The sequence below is a fragment of the Pantoea rwandensis genome (assembly GCF_002095475.1).
Lineage (GTDB): Bacteria > Pseudomonadota > Gammaproteobacteria > Enterobacterales > Enterobacteriaceae > Pantoea > Pantoea rwandensis.
The window spans coordinates 610,758-624,227 of record NZ_MLFR01000001.1 but is presented as its reverse complement, the minus strand read 5'-3'; the positions used below and the strand labels follow the sequence as shown (position 1 = coordinate 624,227).

Genomic DNA, 13,470 nt, shown 5'->3' with positions numbered 1-13,470 from the left:
CTGCTTTAACATCCATTGAATTGTGCCAGCCAAACCGTTCTGCCACCGCAGGTTGCATCTTCTGTGACTTGTTTAATTACGTTGAAACCGTTATCCGACAGCAGTTGGCGGAATTCATTGTGAGCCAGGCTGGCATGATAGAGCGGACGGTCAAGAAAAGTACCCATCGCTTCGCCGTCATCGTGCCCGCTGGTGAACATTAAGGCAGCGCCGACCTGAGCATGCTGAGCAAAGCGCGGAAACATTGCGCGTTGGTGATCGCGAGTCAGGTGGAAGAAACTGTCCCATGCGATGATGCCATTAAATGTCTTATCGAGTGCCAGCGTGCGCATATCGGTAATGTGCCATTGCGCCTGCGGGAACCGTTCCCGACAGCGTGCGATCATCGGTTCTGAAGCATCCACACCCGTGACGTTGAACTGCTTCTGCAAAAAGTACTGAGCAATTGGAATACCGGCACCGCAGCCTACATCCAGAAGCTCACCGCCAGCAGGAATCAGGTCGAGAAAGCGCGCTAACCAGTGCTGTTCAATGAAGTGCTTTGTGCGGTAGTTATCCCATACTTCGGCACCTTCTCGGTACAGATCAATAATATGTTCAGCTTCTTTCTCGTGAGTCATGATTTGTCTTTATGCAGGGGTGAGGGGGCATGATAGTTGAAACCTCTGCAAAGAATAAGGGGGCTGATTCTTCAGTTATATCGGGCAGCCACACTCGTTTTGCAGTCAATCGCCAATATCAGGCTGTCAGATTTGTACGATCACCTCGTGGCGTTGGATGGGAGATGACAAGAAATTCAACTGGAGATCTACTGTCGTTCCTTGCCTGGTGTTTTAATCCAGGGGCGATTTCCAGTCCCTGCTGGGCCTTAATCACATGTTTTTCACCTTCAAGTTCCATCGTCAACTCTCCCTGCAGTACGAAGAAGAATTGTCTGGAAACGGAGTGAAAGTGACGTGTCTCACTCGTGTCGGAAGGCATTTTCTCATGAATAATGAGCATGTCTTGTCGATTGACTAAATACCAACCGTCGCAATTATCACCCCATATATAGTGCTCAGCATTCTTTTTAGAAATCATCCCGTTTGCCTTTTAAGGTTTATTTTCCAGCTTATGCTTTATAGAGCCCAACATTCTGCGCCGGATCAGACCGCTCCCCGCTCTAATCGCCAGCCAGTAAGCGGCCATCTTATAATGAGTGATTTGATCAGGGCAGTGAATGAACGTTTCTGTAATAATTTCGGATTGGTTGTCATTAATAATATTGACTTGATACCGCAGCAATAGCTTCGCAGCACCCGGCCGCGCAGGCTGCTGATACTCTTCGGCGTCAGATATTTTTTCCAGGCCAAAGTCTGCGCGCCAAAACTGTCCTCTTAACCCATAGTGAAGTTCTAAATCAGACGCGTGAAGAAGCGTGAAGGTTTGCAGACCGAATTTATCATCGTGGTTTTTTTGTGCCTGCTTTTGCAGTTTCTGCGGCAGCTGTCTGATAGACATCAATGCTCGGATAACCGTGTCTTGCCCAATATCGTATGCCGTGATGAGAGGCATGATCTTTTCAGGCTCGGTGGTTTTGATTACAGCACTGTGTTTTTCGTGGAACTGAAAATCAGGAAGGTGAGGCGGGGCGCCATTCCAATTGGCGAGCCTATTTTTTGATACAAAGCCCAGTAAAATCATCCTTAACCTCGACTTAGGGTATTTATGCAGAGTCCGGTGCGTGCTGCAAGCACTCACTAAGATAGTCAGCTCGTCGTTCTTATTGCTTGGCTTCGAATGCTATCAGTTCCGATGTTTTGATCCACAGTAGCGTATCCACCCTATTGATATTCTTGGCTTCATCCCATAAACCAGATGGGAGGGCTTCCCCTCTTAACTTATGAAGGATAGATATCATGGGTCTTAAACCTGGTCCAAAACCCATAGCTAAATCGACAGGAAAGCCTGATCAGCGCCGACGTGATAACAAAGATACTCCCGGAAATACCCCTGGCTTGAAACCTAGTAAATCCACTGGGAAATAATAATCTGGGAGGGTGGCAAAGTTTCCCCCTCCTATTCCCGAATGTATGGAAATCTGCAGCTTAAATCCTCGCGCCTCTTATACCGCTTTCCATCAAGCCGCGTCCCTTACCCTTTCCCAAAAAATCCTCAATCGCTGCCTCGATAATCGGCACACTCAAGGTCTCAGCACCAACAATCATCCGCAGCCCATGCCCATAAGCGAATCCCGGCAGTAACTGATACCCACAAACAACCTCCGGCGGTTCATCATGCGTAATTTCCCGCTCACGCTTTTCGATAAACTGCCACATGGTCAGCCCGCCAAAAATCTCATAAGCCTGTTTTTCTCGGTGCACAAGGGTATGACTGATGATTTTGCCTTTGCTGTTCACATTGGGCGTTGTTTCGTATCGCACTTCATCTTCTTGTTCCTGCTTACTGAGCATTGCCCATGCCTCATTGAATGCTCGGTCGTGCACTGCATTCTGAAGCGCCATATTGACTGTGATGATCTCAGCATTCCACAGATCGGCAGGATCGCCGCCGACAAAGTAGATATCACTCCAAACCCAAATGTGGTCAGGGTTATCTTTATAGTGTTGTATATCGCAATAATCATAAAAAATGCCACCACAACGATGACGTTCACGATAGATACGGTTTTTAAGCTCAATGACTTTTTGGCGGCGCTGACGACGAGAAAGAGAAATGAAGGGGCGATGTTTGCTGAAAGGCGACATGGAAACTCCTTAACCGACAACGCTAATGCGGCTGGAAGCAGTCCAGCCAAATAGCCTAGCAAAAGCCGAGGCAAAGAAACAGTCGTTATTGAGAGAACATTTAACCATGCACCACCACATTAAACCCTTCTTCCACATGCGGTGCGACACAGTCGCTGTTGATTACCTTAAAGCGCATCGGTTGCTGCAGCCTCATGCTCGACTGCGGCAGTTTAATTAAGAGCGGAGTGAATCGGGCAGCAGTAGGCAGGGTAAGTGAATGTTATTATATGGGAATGTTGAGTTGTAGCCTGGGATAGCGTTCTATCCATCTCTTTGTGCTGACTCGTTGTTTAAAAGCATCAAGCTTTTCACGCTCAAATGCAGGAGTTGGTCGTAGACGCAGTTCAAACAGATCACAGAGCCCATAGGGTGCCGTGATATCAATGCCTTTCGGCCCCAACCTGACCGCTACGGCCGTAGCGGTTTCTGGCCAGTAAAATAGGGCATTGCCCGTTGAGGTATAGGGATGATTACCATTACGTAGATGCATTCTGGCTTGATTCTTTACTGACCAGTCATACGAATGTAGTTGCTGTTTAAGTCTTTCTTCTAAAACGCGGTCAAAATCTGGAGTACAATTTTCAGAGTCAAACCAGACGACATCTACATCACCAGAAACAGGACTTAACTCATATCCATGCAAGTGATCCCAAACGGCATCCCGTATGAACCCCGCTCCAATCCAACTATCATTGAGTTCTAGGGCTTGAACCGCATATAGGATACTCATCCTTACAGGATCATCTAACAGTATTTTCTTTAATGAATTTTTGTATTCCACTCCAACCTCTATTGGAAACAGTTACCCGCAGATGTGAATATTATCAGCATCCTTCTATCTAACGGACTGATTAATTTCTCATAAGAAAAATTTATGTAGCTCTATAAAATCCAAAATGGCAGTGTGATAATTCAAGCGGATTTCAAGGCAGAGATTTACGCATCAATGCATTTTCCAAAATAACTCCGCGAATAACAGGAAAACCGCGCTCGACAACATGAAAACCGTGCCGCACAAATAAAGGTTCAGCTGTCTTACTTACATGGGATGTCAGTTCGGTTAATTCTAGCCTTGTGGCTTCTTCATGAATGCAGCGCATTAGCAATGTGCCGACACCTTTACGCGGATAATGACCGGAAACGTAGAAGTGGTCGATGTATCCATTGGTTTGAACATCTGCGTAACCGACTATCGCGTTATTCACCTCAACGATAAAAGGCTTCAGCGCCCTCATGCGCAAGGACCAGTTCTCTTTATCCATATCCTCTGGTGCCCAAGCCTCAATTTGTTCTCGCGTGTAATCGCATGCGGAAATGTTGCGTATAGATGTTAAGAACACCCGGAGCAGGGCCGCTTCATCACCTGATTGAAATCGTCTCACTTTCACAATTCACTCCTTCATAACGTTTAAACTGTTAGCGTAAGTGTAAAATTCACGGCGTTGTTTATCCTGTTGGTGGGTGCTCAGCCCTATGTTACTTGGTTCTTTAACACCGCACCTCTTGCTAGTTTCACTGCTGCTTTCAAGAAATTAGTCGTCAAACAGCCCTCCAGGAGTATAAGTGGTGAAAATAAAATTAATAAGGGGTTGTCAAACCAATCTGTCTATGTCTTAATGGCGGCCTTGGTTTGGAAAACAGACCTTATGAAAGCAGTTTTAGTAAAGCAGTCCTCAGTTCAAGTGTTATCTTAGATACCCTTCTTCATGAGCCTCCTCCTAAGTGCCAAATAAGTCACTCTCTAATTACAGGCCACCATCGCCGCTTTAAGTGGCTCATCAATTAAGGAAATATCTATGTCTAACAAAATGACTGGTTTAGTAAAATGGTTCAACTCTGATAAAGGTTTCGGTTTTATCACTCCTAACGATGGCAGCAAAGATGTATTCGTACACTTCTCTGCAATCCAGAGCGACAACTACAAAACTCTTGATGAAGGTCAGCAAGTTTCCTTCACCATTGAAAACGGTGCTAAAGGCCCAGCAGCGGGTAACGTTACCCCTCTGTAAGTCGCGCTGATTATCATAGCCGCTTACTACAGCGATGAAGGCAATAGCCTGAGCAGTTAAGCGCTACAGATAATAAAAAAACCCCGCCGAGTGCGGGGTTTTTTGTTATCTATTATTCACTCAAAAAATCTTTAAGCCGTGGTGTTGATATTACGCCCCACCGCCGGGTTAGCCGGCAGCTGAGGGATGGAGTCAAGAATCCCAGCAGCCATAGATTGCTGATTATCCAGAGTCTTCTTCAGTACAAAGGTGCTCACTTTACTGCTTAGATCCATGTTATCAAGACCGATGGCCAGTGAAGTAATCTGTGATACATCCATTTCGCTCTCCTTTAAATAACGATTAAAGCTGCAAACGGCTTTAGAAGCCTGAAATGACTATCGGCAGTTTGACACATAGCTTCAGGGTTACTTAGTCTCTGGCTGCCAAGTCCCCACCTCCTGCGCGTTAATCGCCTTGGGCAGAAGTTTGGCCTGATAGAACGCGTCGGCAATTTTCTGTTGCTCCGTCAAATCGCTCTTGTTAACTGGTTCGATTTGATAGCTGCGTTGCTGATTGGCCTGTTCCACCGTCGATAACGGCAAATTACCCCAAAGTGGCGAGAGAATTTTTGCCGCATCTGTGGGGTGGGCTTTCAACCATTGTGCTTCTTGGTCGAGCGTCTTATACACAATGCCCAGCACTTCAGGATGCTGTTTGGCGTAAGGCGTTGAAACCAGATAGTAGCGCTGATAGCTGGCAAGACCTTTTCCGCTCACCAACACGCGGGTGTGCTGTTCCACTTTAGAGCTGGTGACAAAGGGTTCCCATGTCACCCAGGCATCAACGCTGCCGTGTTCCAACGCGGCACGACCATCGGCAGGTGTTAGCCATGCGGGCGTGATATCACTGAATTTCAGCCCAGCTTTCTGTAAGGCAGCAATCAACAGATAATGGCTGCCTGCCGCTTTGGTTACGGCAATCTTTTTCCCTTTCAAATCCTGCAGTGATTGGATGCTGGAATTGGCGGGCACCAAAATGGCTTGTGCCTCAGGTGAGGGTGTCTCGCGCGCATAATAAGTGAGATCTGCACCTGCCGCTTGCGCGAACACGGGCACGGTATCCGCGACATCGGCAGAGAGATCCACGTTGTTCAAATTAAGCGCTTCCAGCAGCGGTAAGCCGCTGGTGAATTCATGCCAGCTCACTTTAATGCCGCGTTCGCCTAAGGCTTTATCCAGATCACCACGCTGCTTAATCAGCGTTAACAGCGTGGAGGATTTTTGATAGCCGATGCGTAACGTCTCTTCAGCGTGAGCACTGGAAAGCAGCGTGGAGAACAGCAGTGAAGCGATAATCGTCTTGGTGGTGTTGCGCATGTGAAGTCCCTGAAGGTTTTACCATTTTTAAAAATGATAAAGCCCGCTCAGAGGCAATCAAAACTGCAAGTTCGCATAAGCTTTGCGCATTTTCATCTATCGCAGTTGCGCGGTAATAGCGCGTAAATGGGTTCTCAAAATGCCATGCAATGCGCGAATCGCCGGAGAAAACTGTTTGCGATGCGGGCAGATGAGGTGCAAAGGGGTGCTTTCGCCGGGCAACTGCGGCAACACGATTTCAAGTCGGCCTTGCTGGATATCTTCACACACATCTATCCAAGATTTGTAGGCGATACCCATTCCAGCAATCGCCCAGCGGCGAGCAACTTCAGCATCGTCACATAGCAATCGGCTTTTCACGGTAATCTGTCGTCGCATGCCTTCTTGTGGAAAGGTCCATTTATCATAAACGTGGCCGCCCATCACGAAGGGCAGGCAGTGATGCTGTGCCAAATCCTCCAGTTTTTCCGGTCGGCCATGTTGATCGAGATAGGCAGGTGAGGCGACCATCACACGTCGGTTATCTTCGGCCAGCGGCAGCGCGACATAGCTGCTGTCTTCCAACTTGCCATAACGAATCGCGATATCCACCGGGTCACGAAACACATCACTGATTTGATCGGACAACGATAAACGCACCGAAAGAGCAGGATGTTCACGGCAAAAATCGGTGATCAGCGGTAGCAGAATATTGCGACCAATATCAGAAGGCAGCGCGATTTTAAGTTCGCCGCTCAACACATCTTCGTGACTCTGCAAGCTATCGGCACCAGCCTGCATCAGCGTCAGCATCTCTTGTGCGTAGGGCAAGTATTTTTCACCCTCTGCAGTCAAGCGCAGGCTACGCGTGGAACGTGCAAACAGACGACGATCCAATTCGCGCTCAAGTCGCTGAATCGCGGCGCTCACCTGACCCGGTAGTAAGTTCACTTCGCGAGCCGCACGGGAAAAGCTGCCCAACGCGGCGGAGCGGACGAAGAGGGTGACATCTTCCAGTCGAATCATGGCATCACTTATCGTTGATTTTCACTCTGAGAGTGAAAGTGTTGCTCTGCTACGGGCATTTTTCAATGGAAAACGTCAGGTTATGCTGCCTGGAACTTATCTAACATACTGATGAATTGAGGAACTACGGGATGAAAGCGATTGTTTATAGCCAAAACGGCTTACCGATTTCAGATGAAAATGCCCTGTACGAATTTGATGTCGCCAAACCGCAGCCTGGAGCACGCGACCTGCTGGTGAAAATTAACGCGATTGCGGTGAATCCGGTGGATACCAAAGTGCGCAACGGCGCGCCCACGGACAAACCGCGTATTTTGGGTTGGGATGCGGTCGGTGTCGTCGAAGCAGTTGGCGATCAAGTGACACTGTTCCAACCTGGCGATAACGTCTTTTACGCAGGTGATATCACTCGAGCCGGCAGCTATGCGGAGTATGGGCTGGTGGATGAACGTATCGCGGGTCACAAGCCTCGCACCTTAAATGATGCGGATGCTGCTGCTTTACCTTTGACGTCACTCACGGCGTGGGAACTGCTGTTTGACCGCCTGGAAGTGCAGCCAGAAGACAACGCCGCGCTGCTGATTATTGGCGCGGGTGGCGGAGTGGGTTCAATCCTGACGCAACTGGCGCGCAAGCTAACTGGCCTAACCGTGATCGGCACCGCATCGCGACCGGAAACGGCGGATTGGGTTCGTACGCTGGGGGCGCATCATGTAGTGAATCACCACCAGCCGTTGGGCGAACAGTTGGCTGCGATTGGTCATCCGCAGGTGCGTTATGTCGCCTCGTTGACCCACACCGACAGCTATTATGCGCAGTTGGTGGATGTGCTGGCCCCACAAGGCAAGCTGGCACTGATCGACGACCCTGAATCTCTGGATGTCGTGCCGCTGAAGCGCAAAGCCATCTCACTGCACTGGGAGCTGATGTTCACCCGTTCGCTGTTTCAGACGGCAGACATGCAGCGCCAACATCAGATTTTGCAACAGGTCAGCCAGTTGATTGATGACCAAACCCTACAAACCACTGCTGGCGAGCATCTTGGCATAATTAACGCGGCCAATTTGCGTAAAGCGCACGCCTTGATTGAAAGCGGACGTGCACGCGGAAAAATCGTGCTCAGTGGATTTTAACCTGTTGAAACATAATAATTTACTATAGGTAATCGGCTCGTTGTAGGCTGCGTATTAAAGCATGACAGTATTATTGGTCACCATTAAGGGTGTACTGCCTGTCACTTAATTTTGTTTCGGTCGCCATGAATGGCGACCCTACATTGTTCGGTGCGGTTTTCGTCGGGTGTGCCTTCAGGCGTGCCGGGTTAAATACCCACTCATTGGCTTAAGTGAGCGGCATTACGCCATTAAAGGTGACCCCACATTTTAACTCAGGAGAACTTCATGACACTTAATGATGCAGTGGCGCGTCGCCACACTGTGAAAGCGTTTGCTGGTGGTAAGATCTTGCCGCAGGAAGAGATCGAAACGTTACTGAACGTGCTGCGTAACAGCCCGTCTTCCGTTAACTCGCAGCCGTGGCATTTCGTGGTGGCCTCAACGCCGGAAGGGCGTGAGCTGATGGCGCAATCCACGACTGGCGCGTTTGTTTACAATGGCCCCAAAGTGCTCAATGCCTCCCACGTCATCGCGCTGTGTATGCGTACCGATCTGGATGACGCGCATCTGCAAAATGTGCTGGCGCAGGAAGAGCAAGATGGGCGCTTTGCCAAACCGGAAGGTAAGGCTGGACAGGATAAAAGCCGTCGTGGCTATGTTGATATGCATCGCTATGAACAGCGTGATGTGCCGCAGTGGATGGAGAAACAGGTCTATCTGGCACTCGGCAGCTTACTGTTAGGCGCCGCGATGTTGGGCATTGATGCGACACCAATGGAAGGTTTTGATCAGCGAGCGCTGGATCAGGCATTAGGTCTGCGTGAAAAAGGCTTTACCAGCGTAGTACTGGTGTCTCTGGGTTATCGCAGTGATGAAGATTTCAACGCGGCGCTGCCTAAATCACGTTTGCCACGTGAAGAGATTTTCACGTTTATTTGATCAATGCATTAAACCTTAGCGGTGCAATTTAATGCGCATCTGCCAGCTGTCATGCCGCTGCTGGTCAGCGTGATAAATCACGCCGCTCAGGTTTATGTGACTCGCAGTGACAGGGATAGCTGGCTGGGCCTGCCGTAGCGGTGCAGTTTACTGTGTATCCGCCAGCAGCAGAAACAGCAAGCTAAACCGATTCACGCCATTCTCACTAGTTACCGCGCAACTGCCGCGATGCAAGCGCATAATACTTCGCACAATCGATAATCCCAGTCCGCTGCTGCCTTGATGCCGTGACGCATCGGCGCGCCAGAAGCGGTCAAAGATGCGAGCCTGCTGTTCTGCACTGAGCGCCGGGCCATGATTCTCTACCACCAGTTCGATGCCATCATGGTGCACTGCACTCAGCACGCGGATGGTGGAATCACGATCGCCGTAGCGCAAGGCATTCGCCATCAGATTGGCTAAGGCGCGCTGCAGCAGTTGGGGATCGGCGTGAAGTTCTCCCTGCATGCGCATCTCCAACCGCATCGCATGCTCTTCGGCCATGCCATCAAAGTAATCCTGCAACTTCTCACCTAGCTGCGCCAAATCGATAGGTTGCCAATCCATCGCCTGGCTCGCGTCTTCCGCTTTGGCGAGGAACAGCATGTTATCGATCATCTTCGCCAGCCGTTCCAGTTCCTCATAATTAGAGCCAAGTAGCGTCTGATAGTCACTTACGCTGCGGGGTTGGCTAAGCGCCACTTCAGTTTGCCCGATCAGGGTGCTAATCGGCGTGCGCAGGTCATGCGCCATATCGGCCGAAACTTGGCTGAGCTGTTGATATCCCCCTTCCAGGCGGCTCAACATTTGATTGAAAGCAGCGACCAGCGGTTCAAGTTCGGTGGGGGCGTCGCTGAATTGAATGCGGTGTGACAGACGTCGCACATCGATGGCGTCTGTTTCCGCAGCCAGCCGGCGCAAAGGCGACAGACCACGCCTGACCAGCCAGATACTTAATGCCGCCACCAGCAAGGCTGCCAGCGCGGTTGAAAGGATGATTTGATCGCGATAGCTGTTGAGTGTCTGTGTGCGATCACTCATTAAGCGGCCAGTAATGATCTCAATTTGCCCATTACCATCGCGTGTCGGGGTTAATGCCGCTGCGGAGATAAAAGGCGTGCCGTCCTGTGCCTGCTGGTGATGCACAGACGCCAGGGTCAGGGATTGATCGGCAGGTACGGGCTTGATGTCGGGCACCGGACGCGATCCGGGATTAACCACAATCAGCGGTGGTTGGCCGGGAAAACGCAACACTAATAATGACTCGGTATTCCCTAGCATATTGGCAAACAAGCGCGGTTTTTGCTGGATTAGCGTAATGGCGTCTTCATCGCGTAGCAGCGTACGTATCTGGTCGATGCGTGTCAGCAGCGCCGCGTCATCGCGTATGCCGATCTGCTTTGCCAAAGACTGATAAAGCGCAAAGCCGCTCAGGGCAAAGATCGCAATCACCGTAGTGCTAAGCAGTAAGGACAAACGGCTGGCCAGCGAACGCTTTTTCATGTTTCAGCTTCGCAGCGATAGCCCACACCGTGCACCGTGTGAATCAGCGGTTGATCAAAGGGACCATCTATTTTCTGACGCAGGCGTTTGACCGCCACGTCCACCACGTTGGTATCGCTGTCAAAATTCATATCCCAGACACGAGAAGCGATGACCGTGCGCGTCAAAACTTCGCCAGGATGCAGCAAGAAGAGATGCAACAGATTGAACTCTTTATTGGTGAGATCGATACGCTGACCCGCGCGTTCCACCCGGCGTTTCAGGATATCAAGTTGCAAGTCGGCAAGGGTCAAGAGATCAGGCAATTTCTGCTGGCCGCCGCGTCGTAGTTGGGTGCGGACGCGTGCCAACAGTTCAGCAAACGAGAAGGGCTTCACCAGGTAATCGTCTGCCCCCAGTTCCAGCCCCTTAATGCGATCTTCTAATGTTCCCTTGGCGGTAAGGAAAATCACAGGCGTGTGGATCTGTTTATCCAGCGCCGCCATGACCTCCCAGCCGCTCATGCCGGGCATCATCACATCGAGTAAAATCAGATCGTAATGATGCTCCTGCGCATAGAACAAACCGTCTTGCCCGTTTGCGGCCACATCAACGATAAATCCCGCCTCCGTCAATCCTTTGCGCATGTAATCCCGCGCTTTGGCTTCGTCTTCAATCACCAAAATTTTCATGCGCATCTCCAGGCGGGATAGAGGTTAAGGCTGAGCGTGCAGTGCAGCCTGTTCAATCAATTTTGCCACATCATCAGGATGCGACTCATAGACTGAGTGGCTGGCACCGGCAATTTCCACGGTGTGGCTGTGCGCGCGTTTCGCATACATCCGCTCCAGATCGGGGTTAATGATTTTGTCAGCTTTCGCCACCATGTACCAGCTAGGCTTGGTTTTCCATGCCGGGTCAGGAATGTTGGCGGTAAACACGGCGGCGTTGGTTGGCATTTGAGCATGCGCTTCGAAATCCGCCTGCGCTGCCGGTAAATCTGCCGCGAAATCACTGTGATAATTTTCTGGCGCGATGGTTAAGTAGCCATCAGTCGATTTGGCAAACGGATGCGCGCTGTTGGGGAATTTTTTGCCGTTAATGGCTTCCGTTTCACCATTGTCTAGCGCGTGAGCCGCGATATACACCAGACCCACAACCTTATTGTCATTGCCTGCTTCGGTGATGATTGCGCCGCCGTAGCTGTGGCCAACCAGAATCACCGGGCCATTTTGCTGGTCGATGATGCGGCGTGTAGCCGTCACATCTTCAGGGAAGCCGGTCAGGGGTTCCTGCACCAGTGTCACCTTATAGCCATCATGCGTCAGGTGGTCATATACCGGACGCCAGCCTGCACCGCCAACAAAGGCACCGTGTACCAACACAATATTTTTCACGGGCTGCGCTTCAGCTTGTGCCACGCCGCCTGCCATTGCCATCAAGATGCCTGCTGCTAAGGTCAATTTTTTCAGTTTCATGGTCGTGCTCCGAATGAGTAAGGTTCGGGCACAGGATATGAAAATGGCTCTGACATCAGGGTGAGCGAGTTATGACAAAAGAATGACAGGGGGCTTTAGGGTGGTCGAACACTGGATTTCGTGAACGTCCTCCCAAATTGCAACGATGCTGTCTTGCTAAACAAATTGGCTTGTGTAATTTATGCCATAACTTCACAAATAATCGTGAAGAAGGAAAGTACATTACAACTTGTCACTGAAGGATCCTTCCTCATGTCAGAATTAAAGTTTGCTACACGTTTGAACTCTTTCGCCTCTGGGGCGCACCTATACTGGCCTAACATCCAGGGAAAACCTTCTGTATTACAAATGATTGCCCGTGCCGGAAAGGTCAATGGTCTGACACATCTGGACCTTAACTATCCGCAGCATATGACCAGCGACATCCCCACCATGCGTAAGGCCATTGCGGATGCGGGTCTGGCGGTCAACGGCATGCAGATGCGTTGGGATGCCCCCCAGTTCAAAATTGGCGCTTTCACTAACCCCGACGCGAAAATACGCCGTGAAGCCATTGAACTGACCAAACGCGGTATTGATGCTGGTCGCGAATTTGGTTCCCGTCTAATGACCTTGTGGATGGGCCAGGATGGTTTCGATTATTGCTTCCAGGCCGACTATAAAAAGATGTGGGAAGACGCGGTGAGCGCGGTACGCGAAGTGGCTGAATATGCGCCGGAAATTGATGTGAGCATTGAATACAAACCGAATGAGCCGCGTGCGTACAGTATTTTCCCAAATGCCACCACTTGTCTGCTGGCCGTGGAAGAAGCGGGATGCGCCAATCTTGGTATTACCCTGGATTTCGCTCATGTCCTGTTTGCCAATGAAGTTCCGGCATTTGCGGCTGCCATGGTGGCACGTCGTTCTCGCTTGTTAGGACTGGACCTGAATGATGGCTGGGGCAAACGTGATGATGGCTTAATGGCGGGCTCAGTGAATCCACGCGCCACACTGGAATTCCTGTGGCAGATGCAGCGCGATGGCTATCAGGGCGCTTACTACTTCGACACCTTCCCGGACGCGAGTGGTCTGGACCCAATTCGTGAAGCGGAAATCAACATTATCACTGTAAAGCGCCTGCTGAAGTTGAGTGAAAAACTCAATAATAACCCAGCACTGGAAGAAGCAATCAGCCGCCAGGATGCGGTGGCCTCACAGCAAATTGTGAATGACATCATGCTTGCACAATAAGCAAGCGCGTAACCCTGCACCTC

The 13,470-nt window shown here is 50.3% G+C and carries 16 protein-coding genes; 4 read left to right on the top strand and 12 right to left on the bottom strand.

From position 1 onward, the window contains the following. Window positions 1–5: 5 nt before the first annotated feature. The 6 genes from HA51_RS02920 to HA51_RS02895 all read right to left on the bottom strand — a co-directional run bounded on the left by HA51_RS02920 (window position 6) and on the right by HA51_RS02895 (window position 4,177). Window positions 6–620, bottom strand: coding sequence for a class I SAM-dependent methyltransferase (locus HA51_RS02920; RefSeq protein WP_084931777.1), 615 nt, complete (start codon window positions 618–620; stop codon window positions 6–8). A gap of 118 nt (window positions 621–738) precedes the next feature. Next, window positions 739–1,080 carry a cupin domain-containing protein gene (locus HA51_RS02915; RefSeq protein ID WP_084931776.1) on the bottom strand — a complete coding sequence of 114 codons (342 nt, stop codon included), beginning with the start codon at window positions 1,078–1,080 and terminating at the stop codon, window positions 739–741. 12 nt (window positions 1,081–1,092) lie between these two features. Then, window positions 1,093–1,683 (bottom strand): hypothetical protein, encoded by a 591-nt coding sequence (locus HA51_RS02910; RefSeq protein WP_211282890.1) that lies wholly within the window; start codon window positions 1,681–1,683, stop codon window positions 1,093–1,095. Between the two features lie 404 nt (window positions 1,684–2,087). Continuing rightward, a complete protein-coding gene (locus HA51_RS02905; protein ID WP_084931775.1) occupies window positions 2,088–2,747 on the bottom strand; it encodes a hypothetical protein in 660 nt (219 codons plus the stop codon). A 265-nt stretch (window positions 2,748–3,012) separates the two neighbouring features. Next, complete coding sequence (locus tag HA51_RS02900; RefSeq protein WP_084931774.1) at window positions 3,013–3,570, bottom strand: nucleotidyltransferase family protein; 558 nt, start codon at window positions 3,568–3,570, stop codon at window positions 3,013–3,015. 142 nt (window positions 3,571–3,712) lie between these two features. Further along, window positions 3,713–4,177, bottom strand: a complete 465-nt coding sequence (locus tag HA51_RS02895; protein WP_084931773.1) for a GNAT family N-acetyltransferase — start codon at window positions 4,175–4,177, stop codon at window positions 3,713–3,715. A 408-nt stretch (window positions 4,178–4,585) separates the two neighbouring features. Between HA51_RS02895 and cspE the strand changes: the two genes are divergently transcribed. Further along, window positions 4,586–4,798 carry a transcription antiterminator/RNA stability regulator CspE gene (cspE, locus tag HA51_RS02890; RefSeq protein WP_007885867.1) on the top strand — a complete coding sequence of 71 codons (213 nt, stop codon included), beginning with the start codon at window positions 4,586–4,588 and terminating at the stop codon, window positions 4,796–4,798. A gap of 131 nt (window positions 4,799–4,929) precedes the next feature. On the opposite strand, the gene HA51_RS02885 is transcribed toward cspE, so the two are convergent. The 3 genes from HA51_RS02885 to HA51_RS02875 form a co-directional block, all read right to left on the bottom strand. Next, window positions 4,930–5,118 carry a YjfB family protein gene (locus HA51_RS02885; RefSeq protein ID WP_084931772.1) on the bottom strand — a complete coding sequence of 63 codons (189 nt, stop codon included), beginning with the start codon at window positions 5,116–5,118 and terminating at the stop codon, window positions 4,930–4,932. Window positions 5,119–5,205: 87 nt separating this feature from the next. Beyond that, the gene (locus HA51_RS02880; RefSeq protein ID WP_084931771.1) at window positions 5,206–6,156 is read right to left on the bottom strand and encodes an aliphatic sulfonate ABC transporter substrate-binding protein; all 951 of its coding nucleotides are present in this window, start codon (window positions 6,154–6,156) and stop codon (window positions 5,206–5,208) included. Window positions 6,157–6,252: 96 nt separating this feature from the next. Then, entirely contained in the window at window positions 6,253–7,161 is a 909-nt protein-coding gene (locus HA51_RS02875) for a LysR family transcriptional regulator (RefSeq protein WP_084931770.1), read from the bottom strand. A 131-nt stretch (window positions 7,162–7,292) separates the two neighbouring features. Here HA51_RS02875 and HA51_RS02870 point away from each other — a divergent pair, with 131 nt between their 5' ends. Together HA51_RS02870 and nfsB are read left to right on the top strand one after the other, a co-directional pair. Then, complete coding sequence (locus HA51_RS02870) at window positions 7,293–8,294, top strand: zinc-binding alcohol dehydrogenase family protein (RefSeq protein WP_084931769.1); 1,002 nt, start codon at window positions 7,293–7,295, stop codon at window positions 8,292–8,294. Window positions 8,295–8,561: 267 nt separating this feature from the next. Further along, entirely contained in the window at window positions 8,562–9,215 is a 654-nt protein-coding gene (nfsB, locus tag HA51_RS02865; protein WP_084931768.1) for an oxygen-insensitive NAD(P)H nitroreductase, read from the top strand. A 147-nt stretch (window positions 9,216–9,362) separates the two neighbouring features. Here nfsB and HA51_RS02860 read toward each other — a convergent pair whose 3' ends face one another. The 3 genes from HA51_RS02860 to HA51_RS02850 are packed head-to-tail and all read right to left on the bottom strand — an operon-like array spanning window position 9,363 to window position 12,214. Then, on the bottom strand, window positions 9,363–10,757 hold the full coding sequence (locus tag HA51_RS02860) for a heavy metal sensor histidine kinase (protein WP_084931767.1): 1,395 nt from the start codon (window positions 10,755–10,757) through the stop codon (window positions 9,363–9,365). Then, window positions 10,754–11,428 carry a heavy metal response regulator transcription factor gene (locus HA51_RS02855; RefSeq protein WP_084931766.1) on the bottom strand — a complete coding sequence of 225 codons (675 nt, stop codon included), beginning with the start codon at window positions 11,426–11,428 and terminating at the stop codon, window positions 10,754–10,756. Before HA51_RS02855 ends, HA51_RS02860 begins: the two co-directional genes overlap by 4 nt. Window positions 11,429–11,452: 24 nt before the next feature. Next, the gene (locus HA51_RS02850; protein ID WP_084931765.1) at window positions 11,453–12,214 is read right to left on the bottom strand and encodes an alpha/beta hydrolase; all 762 of its coding nucleotides are present in this window, start codon (window positions 12,212–12,214) and stop codon (window positions 11,453–11,455) included. A gap of 252 nt (window positions 12,215–12,466) precedes the next feature. On the opposite strand from HA51_RS02850, the gene HA51_RS02845 reads away from it, so the two are divergent. Then, window positions 12,467–13,447: a TIM barrel protein gene (locus HA51_RS02845; RefSeq protein ID WP_084931764.1), complete on the top strand. Its 981-nt coding sequence runs from the start codon at window positions 12,467–12,469 to the stop codon at window positions 13,445–13,447. Window positions 13,448–13,470 lie beyond the last annotated feature (23 nt).

What these genes read in the sequence shown, in the direction of transcription:
- HA51_RS02920 (WP_084931777.1), bottom strand. Translation starts at nt 620, where the DNA reads ATGACTCACGAGAAAGAAGCTGAACATATTATTGATCTGTACCGAGAA.
- HA51_RS02915 (WP_084931776.1), bottom strand. Translation starts at nt 1,080, where the DNA reads ATGATTTCTAAAAAGAATGCTGAGCACTATATATGGGGTGATAATTGC.
- HA51_RS02910 (WP_211282890.1), bottom strand. Translation starts at nt 1,683, where the DNA reads ATGATTTTACTGGGCTTTGTATCAAAAAATAGGCTCGCCAATTGGAAT.
- HA51_RS02905 (WP_084931775.1), bottom strand. Translation starts at nt 2,747, where the DNA reads ATGTCGCCTTTCAGCAAACATCGCCCCTTCATTTCTCTTTCTCGTCGT.
- cspE (WP_007885867.1), top strand. Translation starts at nt 4,586, where the DNA reads ATGTCTAACAAAATGACTGGTTTAGTAAAATGGTTCAACTCTGATAAA.
- HA51_RS02885 (WP_084931772.1), bottom strand. Translation starts at nt 5,118, where the DNA reads ATGGATGTATCACAGATTACTTCACTGGCCATCGGTCTTGATAACATG.
- HA51_RS02880 (WP_084931771.1), bottom strand. Translation starts at nt 6,156, where the DNA reads ATGCGCAACACCACCAAGACGATTATCGCTTCACTGCTGTTCTCCACG.
- HA51_RS02875 (WP_084931770.1), bottom strand. Translation starts at nt 7,161, where the DNA reads ATGATTCGACTGGAAGATGTCACCCTCTTCGTCCGCTCCGCCGCGTTG.
- HA51_RS02870 (WP_084931769.1), top strand. Translation starts at nt 7,293, where the DNA reads ATGAAAGCGATTGTTTATAGCCAAAACGGCTTACCGATTTCAGATGAA.
- nfsB (WP_084931768.1), top strand. Translation starts at nt 8,562, where the DNA reads ATGACACTTAATGATGCAGTGGCGCGTCGCCACACTGTGAAAGCGTTT.
- HA51_RS02860 (WP_084931767.1), bottom strand. Translation starts at nt 10,757, where the DNA reads ATGAAAAAGCGTTCGCTGGCCAGCCGTTTGTCCTTACTGCTTAGCACT.
- HA51_RS02855 (WP_084931766.1), bottom strand. Translation starts at nt 11,428, where the DNA reads ATGAAAATTTTGGTGATTGAAGACGAAGCCAAAGCGCGGGATTACATG.
- HA51_RS02850 (WP_084931765.1), bottom strand. Translation starts at nt 12,214, where the DNA reads ATGAAACTGAAAAAATTGACCTTAGCAGCAGGCATCTTGATGGCAATG.
- HA51_RS02845 (WP_084931764.1), top strand. Translation starts at nt 12,467, where the DNA reads ATGTCAGAATTAAAGTTTGCTACACGTTTGAACTCTTTCGCCTCTGGG.